Genomic DNA, 20,712 nt, shown 5'->3' with positions numbered 1-20,712 from the left:
TCCTAGAACCGCGGACTACGCGGCTGTGCAGCGATAGGCAAAAGGACGTGTTGAAGCAGTTCACTGAGGCTTCGTGAGGACGTGTAGCAAACAAGCGGCGAAGTGCGGCGAAAGACCGCGTTGAGCAGGCTGCAGCACGGCGATAGGATGTGTTGAAGCAGCTAATGAGTGCTTTGTGAGGGCGTGTAGCACAAGCGACTGAGCGCGTTGAAAGGCAATGCTGAGCAGCTGTAGCACGGTGAGAGGACGTGTTGACGCGCTAATGAGTGCTTCGTGAGAGCGTGTCGCACACAAGCGGCTGAGCGCGTTGAAAGGCGGTGCTGGGCAGCTGTAGCACGGCGATAGGACGTGTTGCAGCAGCTAATGAGTGCTTCGAGAGAGCGTGTCGCACACAAGCGGCTGAGAGCGTTGGAAGGCAACGCTGAGTAGCTGTAGCACGGGCAAAAGGACGTGTTCAAGCAGCTAATGAGTACTTCGTGAGGGCGTGTAGCATAAGCGGCTGAGCGCGTTGAAAGACCGCGTCGAGCAGGCTGCAGCACTTCGCAAGGCCATGTCCAGCAGCTGTACAGTATTGAGAGAGCCGTGGAGCACAAGCTGTTGCGTATTTCGAACACGTGCGAGCAGTTGAAAAATAGTTCGACAGAGCATATGAAGCAGCTTGCTACTGCTGCGTTGCGATGGCTGGTAATTGCGGCGACACCGCATCGCATACCGCCGGAGAGGAAATGGCATGCAGGCGTGAAGCAGCTGTTGGCTACGCCATCAGATAAGCAACAGATGCAAGCCAGGTGTACGGCATGAGTATTACATAGGGCCGGAGGAGACAAAATGGAAACATTCCCTCAGAAGCTTTTGTGCCATATTCTCATCGTCGGTGAAACCGTAGAGTTTACTTCCGAGCGCCAGTTCTTCCACTGCATCGTCCAGGCAGGAGCATACGGTGATAGTAAATTCATCGTAGACAATGTAAAATTGATAGATTTCCAAAGATGCCACACACCTTAACTCATAGTAGTATACGTCCTACATTGTGTGTTCTAAATGATTTGTAGTTTATGACGGAAACTGCTCCTAAATCGGCACAAAAAATTGTAGAACATTGTAGTTGAAATCATACCTTCATTGTAACATATAGTCACTTTTTCATGCAGTAGAGTATTGCATGTTAATGGAAAAATTATATCAATCCAGTCATCAGAATAACATATCATAGAAGCAAGCATGCAGGCCAGAGCAGATTCAACGCCGCGGTTGGCGGATCATTTCTTGACGGCTTGAAGCTGTTCTCTGTATTGACCGGGTGTGACACCCTCATGCTTTTTGAACAAGCGTATCAGATAAGATGGACGGTAGCCGATTTTTTCCGCTATGTCATTTATCTTTAAGCTCGGATCGTATAGAAGCTCTTTCGTTTTTTCAATACGGAGCTGGGTGATGTAATCAATAAAATTGACGCCTGTGATTTGCTTGAATGCTTTGCTGAGTGTGTAATGGCTTACGCCAAAGAGAGAAGCGCATTGCTCAAGGGATATGTCAGCCATCAAATGAGCTTTCAAGTGATCTATTACTTTTTCAACCAACCGTTTCGTTTTCAAATCCTGATCGTTGGTCAATTGATCCAAGTAGGGTTGAATCACTTTGTGTTGGAACCATTGCACCATTTTTTCCGGCTCCCGCATTTTGTGAAGCTGCTCATACAAGTTGCCGCCATTGTATAAGTACAGCGGATGATAGCCGGTCTCCAGGATCGTATGCTGGATGCTTCCCAGCAGCTGAAGTACTCCTGCCTGCACCAATTTCTCTTTTCCTGACCGGTGCACTAGTTCGTCTATGAACGGCTGAATGAGCCGCATCGATTCCTGTCTTAAACCCATGCGTAAGGCGTGAATGATTTCTTTTTCCAGTTGGAAGGGATAGTGCACGCCGCGATAGCCCTCGGGCAGCAGCTCATCGAGGATAAGTATTTGATTATCGGCCTGTAAATCGCGGTATCGCATTGCCTGTCTCAAACTTTGCAGAGAATCCGGGATATCTTTTATGTTCGGGGTAAACCGGCCTATGCAGCACGTGCAGTATACTTTCAACAGTGAGCTGAATGTGTCAGATAATTTTTGCGCTAACTGAGCGGTGTCTGAGTTAATCTGGCTGTCGGAGTTTGTCAGTGAATGGGTCATAAGTATACCGAGGGACAAATCTTGAAAGTTAATAACATCAGCCTGCTGGTCTTCGTGGCCAAGAATCTCCTGAGCAATATTGGCAGCCGCAAAGGTGACCAATTGCTCGTCAGTGTCCGCGAACTTGCCCTCTGGGTAGGACAACCCGGAAATTTGAATCAGTATGAACACAAAACCTTTGTCTTTAAGGTGCCAACCGAAGGTTTCCATTCGCTGCCGAAGCTCCTCCTCCGTTAACGAGTAATAATGGCCTTGGGACAGTTGAATCAAAAAGCCAGCCCGCAAGGACGGATAAGCCTGTTGGAGCTTGCTGTGCAGTTCCTCGCTTTCCCTCGTAAGGTCTCTCCATTGTGCCGCAATAAATTCAATTTCATTTTTCATGCCGCCTTGGGATGTTTTTGTATCATGAAACAAACTTACCAAATGCCGTATCGGCCGGTAGAGCCTTTTAGAAGCCAGCCATGACAACACGGCGGCTATCAGTAACCCCATGAAGCTGATTGCCAAAATGATCCGCGATGCGATAACGACAGGCTGGGTAATTTGTGTGAGCGGGGTGGCGGTGACGTATTTCCACTTCAGCCCTAGCCGCGAGAATTCTCCGTAACTGACAGAATAGGTGCGGTTTTCCCAGGAAAACAAGAAGGCATCAGTATCTGAAGCGCGGTGCATGACCGCCCCCTTTAAAGCGTTTTCAAAATTGGTTGGCCGTTTCGGGTCGGTACTGCCTCTAACGATAAAATCACCGTCCTCAGCGACAATGAAAGAACCTCCCTGGTCATCCGACGACAGCTCTTTGACGAGCTGCACCAGCTTGGTTTTATCCAAACAGATGATGAGGGCACCATAGGGCTCGCCGATGCCCGGCAGCTTATGAACCAGGACAATAGATGAGTCGTCCTTGGGGTCAAAGGGCGGAAAGTCGTCCAGCCAGAAGGCACCCCTATTATGGGTAAGCAAGGACTGGTACTGTGTTTGTTGCTCTACCTTCTGTATCGAGAAGACGCCATCTGTGTCAGAGACGATCTGTGGGGCGGGTCCGTTAACAAACAAATAAACTTCGCTGATCAGCGGGAAGGAGCCCTTCATGACCATCAGCGATCGGTAAAGCGAGTAAGTGATGTCATAGCGTTCCTTTAAACTCACATCTCGCAGCTGTTGATCAAAGTTCGGGTTGAACGCCCATTGCGTAGCTGTCAGTTCCAAATGGGTTAAATCATCGTTCATGCGCTGCAGTGCCTTGGTGAGCAGCACTTGCTGGGTGCGGTTCACCTCCTGTTCAATATGCTTTTTTCCCATGAGGTACGCGCTGAAGCCCACAGCTGCCGTGGGAAGGCTGGTGATACAGAGGACAATGATTAGACTTTGGCGAAAAAAGTTTCCTTTCATAGAACGTTGATTCCACCAATGCAGTAGATTCCCCATCCAGTTGGTCACATGCTTCCCCCCCCATTTTTCCATGTATCACCATTCTACATTACTTACGCAGGGTTTCACATCCTAAGATGAGAAAAGCACTCCCATGCCGAAGTTACGGGCACGAAAGTGCAAGCGAAATGACGGATTAATTCACGGCTGCCAAGCGTTGTTGATACGAGGCGTTAATTTCATTCGTTATTTTAATCATATCCGGATCATTTTTTAATTTGTTTGCAAACTCATCCCACGCACTTATAGGTGCTTTGCCCATGATGACCTTCGTCTTCATATCCTGGATTTTCTTTCGCAGCTCGGTTCCCACCTGAGTGTTTGTGTCCGAATTAAGACCTACACTCGGGTCGGGCACACTGCGCGTGGCTCTTTCATCGATAATTTTTTTGTTTCGCTCAAACACATCGATAGGCATACCGACTCTCCATGCGCGCAGGTATTTATCGTACTTTGAGAATATTTGGCCGAACGCCTGTTGGGCAACTATGTCCTTTTTCGCCTGTTCGGTGGAAATTTTCACGCCGTTCTGCTCGGTGTAATGCACATCCTTTAACCCGTAGTTAGCCAGATCACTGCCTTCGTCCGACGTACCGTAATCCATAAACTGCAGCAGCCGTTTCATTTTGTCCTCCGGCACGGTTTTCGGAATCACGAACATCCCAAAAAATCCGGAATCTCTATTGACGTATCCATTGAGAGACACAAGTGGCAGCATATCGGCTTGCGGAATTGTTTTTCGAAGCTCTTCGGTAGGCTCCCACGCGGCCTCTACCGTATCTTGGGCGCCGCCGGCACGGTTCGCTTTCATGAGATCTTTGGCCTGGCTGTTCTTTAGGACCGCAAAATCTTCTGGAATGAGCTTTTCATTATACGCCCGGTTAAACCACGCTAGCGCTTCTTTCATCTCGGGCAGCAGGTGGACATTGACCAACTTGCCGTCGATTATTTTCCAATCCCCCTTCGTCTTAGTGAACGAGTTTTGCAGTTCAGACATCCACTGCATCGTCTGCTGGTCGACAAATACAGCAAGCCCCGTCGTGTCTTTCTGACCATTTCCGTTGGGATCCTGTTCCACAAACGCTTTCAACACGGTATACAACTCATCGGTTGTCTGCGGAACTTGCAGTTGAAGCTGGTCGAGCCAATCTTTGCGCAGGTAAATGAAGCCGCCGCCTTCGAGAGGTCGGACACGAGGGATACCATAATTTTTGCCGTCGGCCTGTTTGGTGTTGTTCCACGTGTCTTCTGGGAATTTCATCAGATTCGGATAATCCTTGATGTACGGCGTCAAATCCCACACAGCCCCCTGGCTGACCATGGTGCGCACTTGCGCAGTGAACGGATCGTCCACGAGCATCAGGTCCGGAATATCCCCGGACGCGAGGGTGACATTAACTTTGTCAGCATAGCTATTTGGCGACACCCAAGTGATTTTTAGCTTCGTGTTCGTTCTTTTCTCAATTTCCTTAACAATTACATTGTCGGGGCCCGGGGGCTCAGGCGTGTAGTACATGGACATGATGCTGATCTCAAGCGGTGAAGCGGCGTCCCCTTCAGTGCCTCCCGAGTCCGCCTGTTTGCCACTGCACGCGGCAAGGATAGAGGTCGTCAATAACGCAATTACTGTCGACAGAGCCAATCTTTTTTTCATTTGCATAGTGGTAATGAACCTCCCTTTGTTTTTAGAGTGATACGTCCTTTTCAGGGAAATACGTTTTATTCCTTTACGGAACCCACCATGGCACCCTTTGCGAAGTGCTTCTGCAAAAACGGATATACCAGAACGATAGGCGTTGTGGCTATAACGACCGCCGCCATTTTCAGCGTTTCCGCAGGCAATCTTTGCTCGGACATCATCTCCGCAGCGGCCGCACCACCGGCGGCGGTAGAGGCATCGATCAGCATGTTTTGCAGCAGCACCTGCAGAGGATGTTTTGTGAAATCATTTATGTAGAGCAGCGCTGTGAAAAATGTGTTCCAGTAGGCCACCGCGTAGAACAAACCGAATGCGGCCAGCGAAGGGAGTGATAACGGCAGGATAATACGATACCACACACTTACGTCGCTGCATCCGTCGATTCGGGCGGCTTCCTCCAGACTGGCGGGTATGCTATCGAAAAAACCTTTCATAAGAAGCACATACCATCCGCTGGTCAGCACCGGCAGGATCAACGACCAAATACTGTTAATCAAATGCAAATCGCGCACTAACAAATACGGCGGTATTATGCCGGGGTTGAACAAGGTAGTGAGCAGGATGAGCAGCATAAACGCGCGTCGCCCCTGCAGCCGTCTTCTGGATACGGCGTACGACAAACCGGAAGTGACAAGCAGACTCAGTGCCGTACCCACGATCGCCAGAAACGCACTATTGCCGATGGCACGGATGAAGGCGTTGGTGGAGAGTAGATACTTGTACGAGTCGAGGCTCCACTGAGATGGGAACAGAATTAATCCGCCTTTGATGTACTCGGAAGGATGAGTGAAGGACACGACAAACACATAATACAGCGGGAAAAAGGTAACGGCACCGATAAATCCAAGAAAAATAACGTTTGCCAGTGAAAATATGCGGTCACCCAGACTTTCTTTCATGATGCGAGACCTCCTCATTTAGTAGACTCCGTCTTCTCCAAATTTTTTGGCTAGTTTATTCGCACCTATGACAAGAATCAGCCCAACGACGGATTTAAACAACCCAACGGCGGTACTGTAGCTGAATTGCCCCTGTTTGACTCCGAGGCGGTACACGTACGTGTCGAACACGTCTGCGACCTCGGATACAGCACCGTTCATCATGAGAAACACCTGTTCAAAGCCGACATCCATGATGTGGCCGATTCTTAAAATCAGCAGAATAATGATGACCGACCGCATCGCAGGCAGTGTTACGTGGCACATTTGTCTAAACCGATTGGCTCCGTCGATTTTGGCCGCTTCGTACAGTTGCGGGTCAACGCCCGCTATCGCAGCAAGAAAGATGATCGTCCCCCAGCCCGCGTCCTTCCATATCGACTGCAGGGTCAATATGCCCCAGAAGTAATTTTTGTTGGTCAGAAAATCAATCTTGTCCAGCCCGAGCATAACGAGCACCTTGTTTATAACCCCATCGCCTGTCGACATCAGAATAAACGTGATGCCGACAATGATGACCCACGACAAGAAGTGCGGCAGATAAACCACCGATTGGATGATTTTTTTATAAGCCACTTTTTTTAATTCGTTCAACAGAATGGCCAAGAAAATCGGAAGCGGGAAGAAAAACACTAGGCTGAGCACGTTTATCGCCATTGTGTTTCGGAATAAAATGAGAAAATCGGGGTTTGAGAAAAACCGCTGGAAGTGATCGAAGCCAACCCATGGGCTGTTCCAAAAACCTTGATACGGTGAGTAGTTCTGAAAAGAGATGATGATCCCCCACATCGGCACATAACGAAAAATTAAAAAATATAACAATCCGGGAAGTGCGAGCAAGTACAAAAACTTGTCTCTTTTCATGCCTGCCCATATCGCAGTTCTTCTTGCGTGAGCCACTGATGAGGTGGTATTCAGGGGACTGTCGTGAGCATTCACTAGCTTTTGTGCCATACAATATCCTCCTTCGTATAATTGATTCGCGCATGTGCAAGCGCTTTATTTAACCTTAGTTCAACAGTTAATTTCCGACAATCAATCAATTTGGCATTGTATTTCCACAGGTGGTTACTTTTTGCTCGCCAATTTCCACGGATAACATTTTGTTGCCGAACCGCAGCTGATTGATGAATGTTCGCGGCCATCAGACGGGTAACCAGGCCGGATGAAGGCGGGGGAACCAGAGCCGTGTTCGCTTGCGAAACACATGGATTCATGGTATAATGACCTTCGCCGCGCGCCCGTAGCTCAGCAGGATAGAGCGACAGTTTCCTAAACTGCAGGTCGTACGTTCGAATCGTATCGGGCGCGCCATACATAGTCGTAATGAACAGTGAGAGGCCCCGCGTGGGCCTTTTTTTGTTGTGTGCAGGCCGCGCTATACGCTCAGGGGTCTATAGCCGAGGCTAAGCGCCGACAGCGCGTTATCTATTGCAATTTTTTGTGGCAGAAAAAAAAGAGGCGCCGGAGGGCACCCCTGTAACTTATTAATTGGTCATATCAAATTTCGTGCGTGGCTGCGTGAATCGCCACCTCCAAACAATTCATCAGGTGTAGTTTCAAGAGGCGCACCGTTCAACACCAGAAACTGCCGATTAGATTCATTTTATCCATGGATGAACGTGACCTTGGTGCTGGGCAGCGCCGTGGACAACGAGATCCGCAGCGATAACGGCGGGATTCAATCTTAGGTCAAGAGCAGGGTGCACGGGAGTGACGCCCGCGCTTTATGACTTGCCCCGGAGCCGGCGAAAAAACTGGATAAGCATGGTACTGCATTCCTCACGAAGAACGCCGCTCACGATATCTACTTGATGATTGAATCGCTCCTCCTGCAGCAGGTTCATCAGGGTACCGGCACAGCCGGCCTTTGGGTCGGGCGTGCCGTAGATCACTTGGGGCACGCGCGATTGTACTATGGCGCCCGCACACATTGGGCACGGTTCAAGGGTCACATATAGTTTGCAATCGAGCAAGCGCCAGGCATTGAGATATTCGCTGGCTTCTTTGATGGCAATCAGTTCGGCATGCGCCAATGGGTCCATGGACGTTTCACGCAAATTGTGGCCGCGTCCTATGATTTCATCGTTCCATACGATCACCGCTCCGATGGGGACTTCCCTGAGTGCCTCGGCTTTACGTGCTTCCTCGATCGCTTCCTTCATAAACAATTCATGTGTCAACATGTGGATTATGCCTCTTTTCGACTTGTCCTTGTGGATACTGCGCGAACAAATATTCGTTTGTTAACATGCTGTGGATAAGCTTGTGGATAAGTAGCCTGTTATGCACACTTTATAATAAAAGTTGGGGATATTGGCAGCCTGATTACCCTCAAAAAGTGGGCAAATTCGGGCAGTGAGCCAAGCAATCCTTTATTCACAGCTTAGTCAATAAATTTACGCTTCATGCTATCGGTCGGCAGCATGCAGCTATCGTATTTGCCAAACCATTGGTAGCGGCGGCGTGCTATCCAGAGATACACGGCATCTCTGACCGGCCGCGGCACTACGGAGAATATAAACAATAGCTTCCACATACCGCCCAATCGCTTGAAAATATGCAGTACCGCGCCCGATTTGTCGAACAGCTTGGTTCCCTCCACCGCCACGACTGAATTCATCTCACCGCTTTCAACTCCATGAGCAGCAAGCAGGGATTGAGCGAAGTCCGACTGCAGGGCAGCAAAACGGAACACATCCCGTTGATCGCGTTTAATCAAGAATTGAACCCAACCGTTACAAAAGCTGCACACGCCATCAAACAGCACGATACAGTGGGCGGCACCTGCGGCAGAGCGATTTTTTGCCTCGTCACTAGCCATCGTTAGGATCACCTCGTTGTTGTAGTGTACGGCTGCACCCCCGCAGCCGCTAAAAAACACCTCCAAGCACAGCGATTACTGCCATCACAACGTTCCTTAAGCTCGGTGCCCGCAAGGGTTAGTTCTAACGATAACCACAAACCGGATGTATGGCAAGGCAGCTGGAAACCGCGTGTAGGCTCTCATCCGCAATGGACAACCGAGTGTTTTCTACGACGCCGGGTGAACGCTACGGGTGGGGCGACCCCCTTCTACATAAATTAAAAAAAAGGACGAGGGGGATGGTGCCAGGTGGCATTCTTGATGAAATACGATATTGTGCCGAGATATTTGTCCGGGCCGAGCAAGCGCAGACCAACCGCGCCTATGCAGCCTTGCCGATTCATTGTCGCTCATGACACGGGAAATCCGGGCTCTACCGCCGCCGGCAACGTTGCTTATTATCAAAATACGCGCAACGCACAGGAGGCATCAGCTCATATTTTCGTGGATGATAAGCAAATTCTTGAGTGTATCCCATTCTTAACGGCGCGTCCGGAGAAAGCATGGCATGTGCGTTATAATGTGCCGGGTGACAATCAGCGCTACGGGGTGGACGCCAACGATGCGGCAGGAGGCATAGAGCTCTGCCATGGAGGCAGTATTGATATCAAGCAGGCTTATAGTCGTTATGTCTGGCTTATTGCTTTTGCTTGCTATACCTATAACCTAAATCCCAGCGTGGATATAGCAGGACATTTCGAGTTGGATCCGGCGCGGAGGACTGATCCCAAAGGGGCGCTGCAGCTGCTCGGCAAAACGTTCCGCGATTTCATAGAGGACGTGACGGCAGAATATGCAGCCTGTATCAGATCGGACAATCCGCCCGATGTCATCGCACCTGAGGATGCAAATAAGATTATCCGTTTTTTGTCGGCGGGTTATATGGCAACTGAGGTCGCGGAGGCACGCACAGAGTTTAACCGTTTGGCTAACGAATTAAGACGTCGGTCGGGACAACCGCTGCAGTGAACTGAACTTCCATGCCGCCGGGCACGCACCGTGGGAAAAAACGGACAGATACGTGACATACGCCATGCTTATGCGATATAATAACTATTTAGGGATATAGATCATGATGATTAAGGAGTTGTCCTATATATGGCTTTAAAAGCAGGGATCGTGGGTCTGCCGAACGTAGGGAAATCCACTTTGTTTAATGCAATTACACAAGCAGGCGCAGAGTCGGCAAACTACCCTTTCTGTACGATAGACCCGAACGTGGGCGTGGTTGAAGTTCCTGATGAGCGCTTGGTCAAGCTGACAGAGCTTGTGGAACCGAAAAATGTCGTACCTACGGCATTCGAGTTCGTTGATATCGCCGGTCTCGTGAAAGGTGCGAGCAAAGGCGAAGGGCTCGGCAACAAGTTCCTTGCTCATATTCGGGAAGTTGATGCGATCGTTCACGTGGTACGCTGCTTTCAAGATGAGAATATTACGCATGTATCCGGCGCGGTTGATCCGATCAGTGATATCGAAACGATCAACCTGGAGCTGATTTTGGCGGACTTGGAATCCGTCGAGAAGCGGATCGAACGTTCCCGCAAAAACATGAAGGGCGGCGACAAAAAGTATGCCGCTGAAGTTGAGTGTCTTGAACGCATTAAGGAAGCGTTGTACAACGATCAACCTGCGCGCAGTGTTGAGCTGAGTGATGATGAGAAGCTATTGATCCGCGATTTGCATCTGCTGACGATGAAGCCGATGCTTTATGCCGCGAACGTCAGTGAAGATGAAGTAGCTAACGCGGAAGACAATCCACTTGTGCAAAAGGTACGCGAATATGCGGCCAAAGAGGGCGCGGACGTTGTGCCGATCAGCGCTAAGGTAGAGTCTGAAATCGCTGAGCTCGAAGGCGAGGACAAAGAGATGTTCCTCGAAGAGCTCGGACTAAAGGAATCCGGCTTAAACCGACTGATCAAAGCTGCGTACAAGCTGCTTGGGTTGTACACTTATTTCACGGCGGGCGTGCAGGAAGTCCGGGCGTGGACAATTCGCAAGGGCACCAAAGCACCTCAAGCGGCAGGCGTTATTCACACTGATTTTGAGCGTGGCTTCATTCGTGCCGAGGTGGTATCTTACGACGATTTAATCAACGCAGGTTCAATGAATACGGCCAAGGAAAGAGGTCAGGTGCGGTTGGAAGGAAAAGATTACGTTGTCAAAGACGGCGACGTGATGCATTTCCGCTTCAACGTGTAGTCCGTCAACCGGCCACGGGTTGACCAACGCGTGTCAAATACGGCCGAACTTGTTTTAGCAGACAAATGTGATAAGAGCAGGGCGGAGATCCCCTTACGGCGCTTTCGTCGTCCATAGGGCGGAGCCTCGGCCCTTCTCCAGTAATACATGTGTATGATGTGAAAACATATTCAAAATAATGACATTGTTAGATAAGGGGTGATTAATATGTTAGACAGACTACAATCTCTCGCGGACCGCTATGACAAGTTGAGCGAATTGCTATGCGATCCCGATGTGACCAGTGATACGAAGAAGCTGCGTGAGTTTTCCAAAGAGCAGTCTGATTTGCAGGAGTCTTATGAGGCTTACATCGAGTATAAAAGTGTTGTAGAGCAATATGAAGCGGCACGAGCCATGCAAAATGAGAAGTTGGATGATGAAATGCGGGAGCTTGTGAAAATGGAGCTGGAGGAGCTCATTCAGCGGAAAGAGGAGCTGGAGGAACGTATTCATATCTTGATGCTGCCGAAAGATCCGAATGATGATAAGAACGTTATCGTTGAGATTCGGGGCGCGGCCGGCGGAGATGAAGCAGCATTATTCGCTTCCGACCTGTACCGTATGTATACGAAATACGCTGACATGCAGGGGTGGCGAACGGAAATACTGGATGTCAACATGAATGATTTAGGCGGATTCAAGGAAATTATATTTCAGGTGAACGGCAAAGGCGCGTACAGTAAGCTGAAGTTCGAAAGCGGAGCGCACCGTGTGCAGAGGATTCCAACGACGGAATCAGGCGGCCGGATTCATACATCGACATCAACGGTAGCGGTACTGCCGGAGATGGAAGACATTGATATTGAGATCAATGACAATGATATTCGTGTAGATACGTTCTGCTCCAGCGGCGCGGGCGGCCAATCGGTTAACACAACGAAGTCGGCCGTGCGGGTAACCCATATTCCAACCGGAATTGTCGCAACTTGCCAAGACGGTAAGTCGCAAAACTCCAACAAAGAGAAAGCGTTGCAGGTGCTGCGTGCACGTATCTACGATAAGATGCAGCAGGAGGAAATGTCTAAGTACGCAGGCGAGCGAAAGAGTAAGGTAGGTACTGGGGACCGCAGCGAGCGGATCCGCACGTACAACTTCCCGCAGAGCCGAGTGACGGATCACCGGATCGGTTTGACCCTCCATCGTTTGGATGCGGTGTTAAATGGTGAGATGGACGAAATCGTATCCGCGTTGACGCTTGCTGCGCAATCCGAGTTGATGGAAAAAGGAGACCAAGAGTAAACCAATGACCGCCCACCGGAAGTTGACTATTCGCGAAGCCTATGTCGAGGCTTCTCTTTTTTTGCATAAGCACAACGTAAGTGAGGCCTCTGCCTGTGCGGAGCTGCTCCTCCAGCATTTGCTCGGATGGACCCGAAGCGAGCTGCTGCTGCGATGGAACGAATTGTTCCCCGTGGAACGTAGTGAAGAATGGGGGCATCTGCTGGAACGAAAGGCGGCGGGTGAGCCGGTGCAGTATATCATCGGCGAGCAGGAGTTTTATGGGCTCGTCTTTGAAGTTAAACCGACAGTGTTGATTCCACGGCCGGAGACGGAGCTGCTCGTCGAGCAGGTGATCCGGCTTGGCAAGCAGCTTTGGCCGGAGGCAAGCGGCAGCGGTGGTGCGCGCGATGGCGTTGGGTCCGATCAGCCCGTGGCGGGCGGCATTGGGGCGGCTGGCGCGACGAACGTACCAGTAATTGCCGATATCGGGGCAGGGAGTGGCGCGATTGCAGTAAGCCTAGCGGTGCACTGCCCCGAATGGCGCTTACTAAGCTCGGACATCTCACGTGCTGCGCTGGCGGTGGCTGCAGCGAATGCTGCGCGCCATGGGGTTGGCCCGCGGGTGACTTTTTTGGAAGGTGACCTGTTGACGCCCTACATCGAACGAGGTCTGCGGCTGGACGCGGTTGTCTCCAATCCGCCATACATACCAGACGCGGACGAGGAGGGTCTGCAGCCGGAGGTGCGGCTGTATGAGCCTCGCACCGCGCTGTACGGTGGTGCGGATGGGCTCGAACTGTATCGGCGCTTGGTTGGACAGCTGTCGCAGCTGCCAGCGATGCCTGCGTTAGTGGGGCTGGAGGTGGGTATCGGCCAAGCCCATGCGGTGGCGTCTATGCTGCGTGACATTGCAGAGTGGGATGAAATTGACATTATACCTGACTTAGCTGGCATTGAACGACATGTTATCGCCGTCACATATACGCGGACCGATGAAAGTGGAACATAATTCATCTGAGTTGCGCGCATATTTGGTTGCTGTCCGATCATTTTGCCCTGAGCGCGTGATGCCGGGAGGGCCCGATATAGCCGTACCAAGACAAGCCTCACTTGGCGGGCTCCCTCGCTTGGGTAATACCTTTTCTCGAGTGCAGTCAGCCCTCACTCTCTCGGCTCAGCTATCAGACTTTCGGCATTTTCACACGGCTATTTAGCGCTGTAAACTAGTTAAGGCGCATGATATAATCTAACAGAAAATAATAGATTGCTAGGTTTAAACTCGCCCGGAATGTGCATACTAGGACTATCAAACAGATGCATGATATCGCGAGAGGCGGGTTAATAGCATGGTCGTAAGAACTGCTTGGTCACGTTATTTTTATATCGCTTTTGCACTGATTCTATTAATCTCATGTTGGGAATTAAACGTTGGCAAGTCCATCGCTAAAGCAGCGGGGTCGAGAGAAACTGCTGATGCAGCGAATTTCATTCCGGAGGAATCGATCCGGCTGCGAATATTGGCTAATTCGGACTCTCCTGCTGATCAATGGATCAAGCGGGAAGTGCGTGATGCGATCGTTGCGCGGATGGGGGAATGGGTCGAGGAACCTCAGGGGATAGAAGCGGCCCGCGCGGCGGTTCGCAGCCATTTACCGGACATACGCGAATTGGTTGGTCAGACGCTCAGTGAAAACGGCTTTGACTACGCTTATGACGTAGAGCTTGGTATGGTCCCTTTCCCCACAAAAATGTACGGTAATCAGGTGTATCCTGCAGGCCAGTATGAGGCATTGCGCGTGACGATTGGCACCGCGAAAGGGCAGAATTGGTGGTGCGTGTTGTTTCCGCCGCTATGTTTCGTTGATTCGGAAGCGATTGCTAAGCCGGCCACTGCCAGAAACGCAGGGTCCGTTGGCAAAGAGGACGCGGTCATAAACGAGGCGGTCACGGACCGAGACGCGGAGCGGGTCGACGCAGCTGCTGGAGCATATCACTCGGCGGATGAGCCAGCGCAAAGTCAGGGCTCGTCGGTTGGGGAGGCGGAGAGACAATTAGGTGGACCGTCACAGCGGCAATTGGAAAATGCGGAGACGGCAACTGGCCGACAGTATGACACTGCTTCCGATAAGAACGTTAGCCCACAGCCGGAAATACGATTCTTCTTGCTGGACATGTTTCACAGGCTTGGCAATGCTAATGCGTAGGTAAACAGTCGTGCTGCTCGCTCGCATCAGGAAATTCTTGACGAAACATATTTTCTCGCGACAAGCAACAGACCACTGAATGGATAAGGATGGAGCTTTAAATTATGACAGTATATTGGAACGCAGCCGAACCCGGCGGTTTGCCAACAACAGCTCTGGACGAGGCCGCAGAGGTACTCCGGGCGGGAGGAGTTGTCGCTTTTCCTACTGAAACCGTGTACGGCCTAGGAGCGGATGCCAGACAGACGGACGCGGTGCAAAAAATTTTCACGGCGAAGGGCAGGCCGTCGGATAATCCATTAATAGTTCATGTCGCCGATAGGTCTCACATCGAGGAACTTGCCACCCCTCCTGATGAGACCGTTTTGCGTCTCATGGACGCCTTCTGGCCCGGTCCGTTGACCGTGGTGCTGCCGGTCCGGCCGGGCGTCCTGTCCCCGCTGGTCACCGCGGGGCTATCCACGGTCGGGCTTCGCATGCCCGACCATCCTGTCGCCCTGCAGCTGCTGCAAGCTGCAGGCTGCCCTGTGGCCGCCCCGAGCGCTAACCGCTCGGGTAGGCCGAGCCCAACACTGGCGGCGCACGTGTTGGAGGATCTTGCCGGCCGCATCGACGGCGTCGTCGACGGTGGCCCGACTGGGGTCGGCCTCGAGTCGACAGTGGTGGAGTACATGCCAGCCACTGACGTCAGTGGCCGTCACGGCGTACTCCACATCCTGCGGCCTGGGGGCATCACGGCAGCCCAGCTCCGCCAGGTGCTGCCGCATGTTACGGTGCGCGAGGCGGCTGCGCACCAGGACCCGATCCAGGCTCCACGTGCGCCTGGGATGAAGTACACGCATTACGCGCCGCGCGGCGTAATGACGATTGTTCAGGGCGACGCACCTGAACAAGTGTTGGCTCGCATGCAGCGCGAGCTCGATACAGCGCACGCGCGCGGTGCACGCACCGGTGTGTTCACGTACGATGAACACATAGGCGCGCTGCGCGCGGATCATGTGGTCGCCTGCGGCAGCTTGGGCGACCTGGATACCGTCGCGCATGGGCTGTACGCGGCGCTGAGAGAGTTTGATGAAGCAGGTGTAGACTTCATCGTCGCACAGGCATGTCCGGACACAGGCATCGGGGCCGCCATTATGAACCGCCTCCGCAAAGCCGCTGGCGACCGCGTTGTGCACGTCTAAACCGCCGCAGCCAAGCGGTATGACGCGTTTCACCGGCTGAGAAGTGACTATGCACCAAACTGTAATCTTTCTTCCGCCGTCGCCCTGACCGCTGGGACCACGCGCTGCACGTCTAAACCGCCGCAGCCAAGCGGTATGACGCGGTTTCACCGGCTGAGAAGAGACGATGCACGAAACTTGTAATCCTTTCTTCCGTCGCCCTGACCGCTGGGACCACGCGACTGCACGTCTAAACCGCCCCGCAGCCAAGTGGCATGACGCGTATCACCGGCTGAGAAGAGACGATGCACCAAACTGAATCTTTCTTCCGCCGTCGCCCCGCACAACTAGAACCACGCGCTGCACGGCTAAACCGCCGCAGCCAAGCGGCATGACGCCGGCTGAAGTCACGACTCACAAAAACTGTCATCGTTCTCCAGCTAACGCCCCCGTACCATCCGACGCGCCTGACGCCCAGTGTCAGCCATCTGCGCTCAGTATTCTATGTACACGTATCACGATACCGATGTCAGATACGGTGTGTGGCTCACCACCCCACGCCCCTTACGCCCATCAGGCATGTTTGCTTTCTTGTCCGCATATGTTTGTTTAGGAACGGGACAGGGGGTAAGTGGAACATGGCATTGGCATCACCACTGATGATCGGACAATTCTTGGCGATACTAATCATGGCTGTCGCTTTGGGCTTGGATGCGCTGTCCCTGGGAATTGGCATCGGTATGAAGGGGATTCGTAAACTTCATGTATTAAAATTAAGTATTTTGATTGCAATATTTCATATGATTATGCCACTGCTCGGTATGGTGACCGGAGAGTATGTGGGATATCTTTTGGGAGGCGTGGCGACCAAAGCCGGCGGTATCCTTCTCGTTCTACTCGGCGCACACATGATCTACAGTTCCTTGCGGGGGGAAGAAATCGCATCCTTCGACCATCGCACATTATGGGGCATGCTGTTATTCGCGTTAAGCGTGAGCATTGACTCGTTCTCAGTTGGGGTCTCGCTTGGCATGTTCGCGGGGGATATGGTACTCACAGTCCTGATGTTCGGTACGGTCGGCGGCGTGATGGCAATCGCAGGGTTAATGCTCGGCCGAAATATGGGACGTTGGGTTGGTGTCTATGGAGAAGCTGTGGGGGGCGGTATTCTGCTGCTGTTTGGAATCAAGTTTCTGTTGTGATACTGCCAATTGAAGTATGGGAGCTGGCAAATGCGCATACACAGCGCGCCCGGGGTCCATATTTTCTCGATTTTGAGGTACAATAGGAGCATGGCTCTTTTTACAGCCGCATCATGATCAGAAAGGCAGGGTCTGCGATGAACCGAATTCTATTCGTTTGCACCGGCAATACCTGCCGCAGTCCAATGGCCGAAGGCATATTGCGCCGGATGCTTAAGGAGCAGGGCTTGAACCATGTGGAAGTCCGCTCTGCCGGCGTGGCCGCCATGGATGGTGCGCCTGTGTCCGGACATGCGGCAGCTGTATTGCAGGAAAAGGGATGCAGCCGCGACATGCGTTCGACTGCACTTACTGCAAATCTGCTGAATTGGGCGGATGTGGTGCTAACCATGACGTCCGCACACAAACAGAATGCGATACAGCAGTTTCCCCATTCTGTGGAAAAGATCTTTACGTTAAAAGAGTTTGTTGAGGACGATCCGAAAACGTTACAACGACTGGCCGAATTGGGAAAGCTGGTGGCCGATGTTGAACTGAAGCGCGCATTGTCCCAACCAATAACTAATGAAGAGCGGGCGCGCATACGCTCGTTGGAGCGGGAGCTGCCCGACTACGATATAGCCGATCCGTATGGCGGCCCTATGTTCTTGTACAGGGAGTGTGCTCAAGACATAGAAAATTGTTTGCAGAAGTTAGTGAGGAAGCTCAAAGCGTAAGCTGCTTTCCCGCAGGCGGATGACGCTGAGCTGCACTTTTTTGGTCTTTACACTGACTAAAATTTCCGTTATGATAATGTTATTATTAAAGGACCCGGTGTAACTGGCGACGAGTGGGTGTAACCACAGTGGAGCATTGGGGCATACGGCCGGTCGCCTGGGCAAAGAGCATCGTTGTGCGCATAGCACGCGGCATGCTCTTTTTTCGTTTCTGCAAGATTTGGGTTATAATGCAGCTAACCAGAATCAGGAGGCGATCACGTTGAAAATTGCAATAGGAGCCGATCACGCAGGTGTGCGTTTGAAGGATGAACTTATCAGTTTTATCGAGTCATTGGGACACCAGGTATCGGATTTAGGTTGTAACTGCTCGGATTCGGTCGACTACCCGGACTATGCCATTGCAGTGTGCGAACAGGTGGTAGCGGAAGATGTCGATAAAGGAATTCTGATTTGCGGTACGGGCATCGGGATGACCATTGCGGCGAACAAAATTCCCGGCATCCGTTGTGCTTTAGTACATGATTTATTCTCAGCAAAAGCGACTCGGGAGCATAACGACACTAATGTACTCGCCCTGGGAGAACGTGTGATCGGACCCGGGGTGGCGCAGGAGATCATTAGAATTTGGCTGGAAACGGATTTTTCCCAAGGTGAACGACATCAAAACCGGATTAACAAGGTAAAAGCACTGGAAGAGAAATACACTATCCATCCATAAGCGGGACTGTCCGCCTGAGAGAGGTGATGATGATGAGCGGTGCAGATCATACAACCGGATCGGCAAAAGCTGCTAACGACAACCTCATATCACTGTCCGGCGAATGGGACATCAGTGTCATCCGGGCTCAAGCCGAGCAGGTGCTGCGTGAGCTTGTGGAGGCCGGCCGATTGCAGGCCGGGCAACTCGTCGTGCTTGGGACCAGCACAAGTGAAGTGCTTGGACAGCATATTGGCACGTCAGGCACGGAAGAGGTGGCGCAGTATTTATTCGATGCGATTCAGGCTGTCCGGGCGGATGTTGGATTCTACCCCGTCTTTCAATGCTGCGAGCACTTGAACCGCGCTTTAGTGGTAGAACGGCAAGTGATGCGCGAGTACCGTTTGGAAGAGGTATCGGTGGTCCCAATTCCCCGAGCCGGGGGCTCGATGGCCTCGTATGCTTTCAAGCATCTGCGTGAAGCCTGTGTGGTCGAATCAATTCAAGCCCATGCCGGAATTGACATCGGCGGTACGTTGATTGGGATGCATTTGAAGCCGGTGGCGGTGCCGCTCCGGCCGTCGATTCGAATGATTGGCCACGCCCCGGTCCAAATGGCACACACACGGCCAAAACTGATTGGCGGGGCACGTGCGGTGTATTCTTCTGATGCAGACGCTGCGGGTCCGGCCGACAAAGTAGATACATGTAGTTAGCCACAAGAGCGCGATGAAGATGAAATTATTCCATTATAAAAAAATATAATAGAGAAACCCAAGGAGGAACCACTGTGGAACAATTGCGCAAGCAGGACCCTAAAATCGTTGAGGCCATGAATCTGGAGCTTGGTCGTCAACGTGATAAGATCGAGCTGATCGCTTCAGAGAACTTCGTCAGTGAAGCGGTACTACAAGCAATGGGCACTGTCCTGACCAATAAATACGCGGAGGGCTATCCGGGGAAACGCTACTACGGCGGCTGTGAGCATGTAGATATCGTAGAAGATATCGCTCGCGACCGCGCGAAAGAATTGTTCGGAGCCGACCATGTAAACGTACAGCCGCATTCCGGCGCACAAGCCAACATGGCCGTGTACCTTGCAGCGCTGAAGCCGGGAGATACCGTCCTTGGTATGAGCTTAGCGCATGGTGGTCACTTGACCCACGGCAGTCCGGTGAATGCATCCGGCATACTTTACAACTTCGTTTCCTATGGCGTGAGAGAAAGCGATGCGCACATCGACTATAACGAGGTGCGGAAAGCGGCGTTTAAACATAAGCCCCGCCTAATCGTAGCCGGCGCCAGCGCTTATCCGCGCACTATCGATTTCGAAGCTTTGGCACAAATCGCCAATGATGTAGGCGCTTTGTTCATGGTCGACATGGCTCATATTGCAGGGCTTGTGGCTGCCGGTTTGCATCCTAATCCCGTGCCGCATGCTCACTTTGTGACTACGACCACACATAAAACGCTTCGCGGCCCGCGCGGCGGCATGATCTTGTGCCGTCAGCCGTGGGCGGCTGCGATCGATAAAGCGGTGTTCCCAGGTACGCAAGGCGGACCGTTGATGCATATCATCGCAGCAAAAGCCGTAGCTATAGGCGAAGCACTACAACCAGAATTCAAAACGTATGCGCAAAACGTAGTAGATAACGCAAAGGCCTTATCGGAAGCATTGCTATCGGAAGGTATCGATCTCGTATCCGGCGGAACAGATAACCATCTGATGCTTATAGATCTCCGCAACCTAAACATCAGCGGCAGAGATGCTGAACACTTGCTGGACGAAGTAGGCGTCACAGTGAATAAGAACGCCATTCCATTTGATCCGGCGAAACCGATGATTACGAGCGGTATCCGTCTGGGCACCCCGGCAGCCACATCGCGTGGCATGGATAAACAAGCGATGAAAACAATCGCCAAAATCATTGCTCTAACATTGAAGAATCCTACGGACGCTGCTGTGCTTGACAAAGCGCGCGGCATGGTAAGAGATTTGACTGCACAATTCCCGCTATATGCAGGCTTGAAATATTAATCACCGTGGGGGAGCTGGCGCGTTGCGTCGGCTCTTTTTTTGTGCGCTGGGCAAAATTAGAGCAGAACCCAGCTGCTACAAATACTAATTTTAGTGAAAAATATCTTATTATTAGGCGCACT

The 20,712-nt window shown here is 51.7% G+C and carries 19 protein-coding genes, 1 tRNA gene and 1 riboswitch; of the genes, 13 read left to right on the top strand and 7 right to left on the bottom strand.

Going from position 1 to position 20,712, the window contains the following annotated elements; all coding sequences use genetic code 11:
• Positions 1–597 precede the first annotated feature (597 nt).
• The gene (locus tag CBW46_RS18860) at positions 598–801 is read left to right on the top strand and encodes a hypothetical protein (RefSeq protein WP_089201518.1); all 204 of its coding nucleotides are present in this window, start codon (positions 598–600) and stop codon (positions 799–801) included.
• 3 nt (positions 802–804) lie between these two features.
• Here CBW46_RS18860 and CBW46_RS18855 read toward each other — a convergent pair whose 3' ends face one another.
• From CBW46_RS18855 to CBW46_RS18835, 5 genes are all read right to left on the bottom strand, one after another.
• Entirely contained in the window at positions 805–996 is a 192-nt protein-coding gene (locus CBW46_RS18855; protein ID WP_243633399.1) for a hypothetical protein, read from the bottom strand.
• A 263-nt stretch (positions 997–1,259) separates the two neighbouring features.
• The gene (locus CBW46_RS18850; protein WP_089201516.1) at positions 1,260–3,635 is read right to left on the bottom strand and encodes a helix-turn-helix domain-containing protein; all 2,376 of its coding nucleotides are present in this window, start codon (positions 3,633–3,635) and stop codon (positions 1,260–1,262) included.
• 103 nt (positions 3,636–3,738) lie between these two features.
• Positions 3,739–5,262, bottom strand: a complete 1,524-nt coding sequence (locus tag CBW46_RS18845) for an extracellular solute-binding protein (protein WP_243633398.1) — start codon at positions 5,260–5,262, stop codon at positions 3,739–3,741.
• A gap of 59 nt (positions 5,263–5,321) precedes the next feature.
• Positions 5,322–6,200: a carbohydrate ABC transporter permease gene (locus tag CBW46_RS18840; protein ID WP_089201515.1), complete on the bottom strand. Its 879-nt coding sequence runs from the start codon at positions 6,198–6,200 to the stop codon at positions 5,322–5,324.
• An 18-nt stretch (positions 6,201–6,218) separates the two neighbouring features.
• Positions 6,219–7,193, bottom strand: coding sequence for an ABC transporter permease (locus tag CBW46_RS18835; RefSeq protein WP_243633397.1), 975 nt, complete (start codon positions 7,191–7,193; stop codon positions 6,219–6,221).
• 283 nt (positions 7,194–7,476) lie between these two features.
• On the opposite strand from CBW46_RS18835, the gene CBW46_RS18825 reads away from it, so the two are divergent.
• Positions 7,477–7,553, top strand: a tRNA-Arg gene (locus tag CBW46_RS18825).
• A 413-nt stretch (positions 7,554–7,966) separates the two neighbouring features.
• On the opposite strand, the gene tadA is transcribed toward CBW46_RS18825, so the two are convergent.
• Together tadA and CBW46_RS18815 are read right to left on the bottom strand one after the other, a co-directional pair.
• Positions 7,967–8,425 carry a tRNA adenosine(34) deaminase TadA gene (gene tadA / locus CBW46_RS18820; RefSeq protein WP_089201513.1) on the bottom strand — a complete coding sequence of 153 codons (459 nt, stop codon included), beginning with the start codon at positions 8,423–8,425 and terminating at the stop codon, positions 7,967–7,969.
• 200 nt (positions 8,426–8,625) lie between these two features.
• Entirely contained in the window at positions 8,626–9,063 is a 438-nt protein-coding gene (locus tag CBW46_RS18815; RefSeq protein ID WP_089201512.1) for a thiol-disulfide oxidoreductase DCC family protein, read from the bottom strand.
• A gap of 303 nt (positions 9,064–9,366) precedes the next feature.
• On the opposite strand from CBW46_RS18815, the gene CBW46_RS18810 reads away from it, so the two are divergent.
• The 11 genes from CBW46_RS18810 (at position 9,367) to glyA (ending at position 20,590) form a co-directional block, all read left to right on the top strand.
• Positions 9,367–10,074 (top strand): peptidoglycan recognition protein family protein, encoded by a 708-nt coding sequence (locus CBW46_RS18810; protein WP_243633396.1) that lies wholly within the window; start codon positions 9,367–9,369, stop codon positions 10,072–10,074.
• Positions 10,075–10,203: 129 nt separating this feature from the next.
• Positions 10,204–11,304 (top strand): redox-regulated ATPase YchF, encoded by a 1,101-nt coding sequence (gene ychF, locus CBW46_RS18805; RefSeq protein ID WP_089201510.1) that lies wholly within the window; start codon positions 10,204–10,206, stop codon positions 11,302–11,304.
• A gap of 207 nt (positions 11,305–11,511) precedes the next feature.
• Entirely contained in the window at positions 11,512–12,585 is a 1,074-nt protein-coding gene (gene prfA, locus CBW46_RS18800) for a peptide chain release factor 1 (RefSeq protein ID WP_089201509.1), read from the top strand.
• Positions 12,586–12,589: 4 nt separating this feature from the next.
• Positions 12,590–13,576 (top strand): peptide chain release factor N(5)-glutamine methyltransferase, encoded by a 987-nt coding sequence (gene prmC / locus CBW46_RS18795; protein ID WP_089201508.1) that lies wholly within the window; start codon positions 12,590–12,592, stop codon positions 13,574–13,576.
• A 337-nt stretch (positions 13,577–13,913) separates the two neighbouring features.
• Positions 13,914–14,771: a stage II sporulation protein R gene (gene spoIIR, locus CBW46_RS18790; protein ID WP_089201507.1), complete on the top strand. Its 858-nt coding sequence runs from the start codon at positions 13,914–13,916 to the stop codon at positions 14,769–14,771.
• 104 nt (positions 14,772–14,875) lie between these two features.
• Positions 14,876–15,955 (top strand): L-threonylcarbamoyladenylate synthase, encoded by a 1,080-nt coding sequence (locus CBW46_RS18785; protein WP_089201506.1) that lies wholly within the window; start codon positions 14,876–14,878, stop codon positions 15,953–15,955.
• 617 nt (positions 15,956–16,572) lie between these two features.
• Positions 16,573–17,136: a manganese efflux pump MntP gene (locus tag CBW46_RS18780; protein ID WP_089201505.1), complete on the top strand. Its 564-nt coding sequence runs from the start codon at positions 16,573–16,575 to the stop codon at positions 17,134–17,136.
• 137 nt (positions 17,137–17,273) lie between these two features.
• Positions 17,274–17,852 carry a low molecular weight protein arginine phosphatase gene (locus CBW46_RS18775; RefSeq protein WP_089201531.1) on the top strand — a complete coding sequence of 193 codons (579 nt, stop codon included), beginning with the start codon at positions 17,274–17,276 and terminating at the stop codon, positions 17,850–17,852.
• Positions 17,853–17,941: 89 nt separating this feature from the next.
• Positions 17,942–18,022, top strand: a riboswitch (ZMP/ZTP riboswitch).
• 92 nt (positions 18,023–18,114) lie between these two features.
• A complete protein-coding gene (gene rpiB / locus CBW46_RS18770; RefSeq protein WP_089201504.1) occupies positions 18,115–18,573 on the top strand; it encodes a ribose 5-phosphate isomerase B in 459 nt (152 codons plus the stop codon).
• A gap of 32 nt (positions 18,574–18,605) precedes the next feature.
• On the top strand, positions 18,606–19,268 hold the full coding sequence (locus CBW46_RS18765) for a TIGR01440 family protein (protein WP_089201503.1): 663 nt from the start codon (positions 18,606–18,608) through the stop codon (positions 19,266–19,268).
• A 74-nt stretch (positions 19,269–19,342) separates the two neighbouring features.
• Positions 19,343–20,590, top strand: a complete 1,248-nt coding sequence (gene glyA / locus CBW46_RS18760) for a serine hydroxymethyltransferase (RefSeq protein WP_089201502.1) — start codon at positions 19,343–19,345, stop codon at positions 20,588–20,590.
• Positions 20,591–20,712 lie beyond the last annotated feature (122 nt).

Origin of the sequence: Paenibacillus xerothermodurans, assembly GCF_002220865.2 — a bacterium.
In the GTDB taxonomy this organism is placed as follows: Bacteria; Bacillota; Bacilli; order Paenibacillales; family NBRC-103111; genus Paenibacillus_S; species Paenibacillus_S xerothermodurans.
Note: the sequence above shows the minus strand (reverse complement) of the source record. Positions and strands in the feature narration are given on the sequence as shown.

Excerpts from the sequence above, each read along its gene's own strand:
- CBW46_RS18850 (WP_089201516.1), bottom strand. The coding sequence starts at position 3,635 with ATGGAAAAATGGGGGGGGAAGCATGTGACCAACTGGATGGGGAATCTA.
- CBW46_RS18845 (WP_243633398.1), bottom strand. The coding sequence starts at position 5,262 with ATGCAAATGAAAAAAAGATTGGCTCTGTCGACAGTAATTGCGTTATTG.
- CBW46_RS18840 (WP_089201515.1), bottom strand. The coding sequence starts at position 6,200 with ATGAAAGAAAGTCTGGGTGACCGCATATTTTCACTGGCAAACGTTATT.
- CBW46_RS18835 (WP_243633397.1), bottom strand. The coding sequence starts at position 7,193 with ATGGCACAAAAGCTAGTGAATGCTCACGACAGTCCCCTGAATACCACC.
- tadA (WP_089201513.1), bottom strand. The coding sequence starts at position 8,425 with ATGTTGACACATGAATTGTTTATGAAGGAAGCGATCGAGGAAGCACGT.
- CBW46_RS18815 (WP_089201512.1), bottom strand. The coding sequence starts at position 9,063 with ATGGCTAGTGACGAGGCAAAAAATCGCTCTGCCGCAGGTGCCGCCCAC.
- CBW46_RS18810 (WP_243633396.1), top strand. The coding sequence starts at position 9,367 with ATGAAATACGATATTGTGCCGAGATATTTGTCCGGGCCGAGCAAGCGC.
- ychF (WP_089201510.1), top strand. The coding sequence starts at position 10,204 with ATGGCTTTAAAAGCAGGGATCGTGGGTCTGCCGAACGTAGGGAAATCC.
- prfA (WP_089201509.1), top strand. The coding sequence starts at position 11,512 with ATGTTAGACAGACTACAATCTCTCGCGGACCGCTATGACAAGTTGAGC.
- prmC (WP_089201508.1), top strand. The coding sequence starts at position 12,590 with ATGACCGCCCACCGGAAGTTGACTATTCGCGAAGCCTATGTCGAGGCT.
- spoIIR (WP_089201507.1), top strand. The coding sequence starts at position 13,914 with ATGGTCGTAAGAACTGCTTGGTCACGTTATTTTTATATCGCTTTTGCA.
- CBW46_RS18785 (WP_089201506.1), top strand. The coding sequence starts at position 14,876 with ATGACAGTATATTGGAACGCAGCCGAACCCGGCGGTTTGCCAACAACA.
- CBW46_RS18780 (WP_089201505.1), top strand. The coding sequence starts at position 16,573 with ATGGCATTGGCATCACCACTGATGATCGGACAATTCTTGGCGATACTA.
- CBW46_RS18775 (WP_089201531.1), top strand. The coding sequence starts at position 17,274 with ATGAACCGAATTCTATTCGTTTGCACCGGCAATACCTGCCGCAGTCCA.
- CBW46_RS18765 (WP_089201503.1), top strand. The coding sequence starts at position 18,606 with ATGAGCGGTGCAGATCATACAACCGGATCGGCAAAAGCTGCTAACGAC.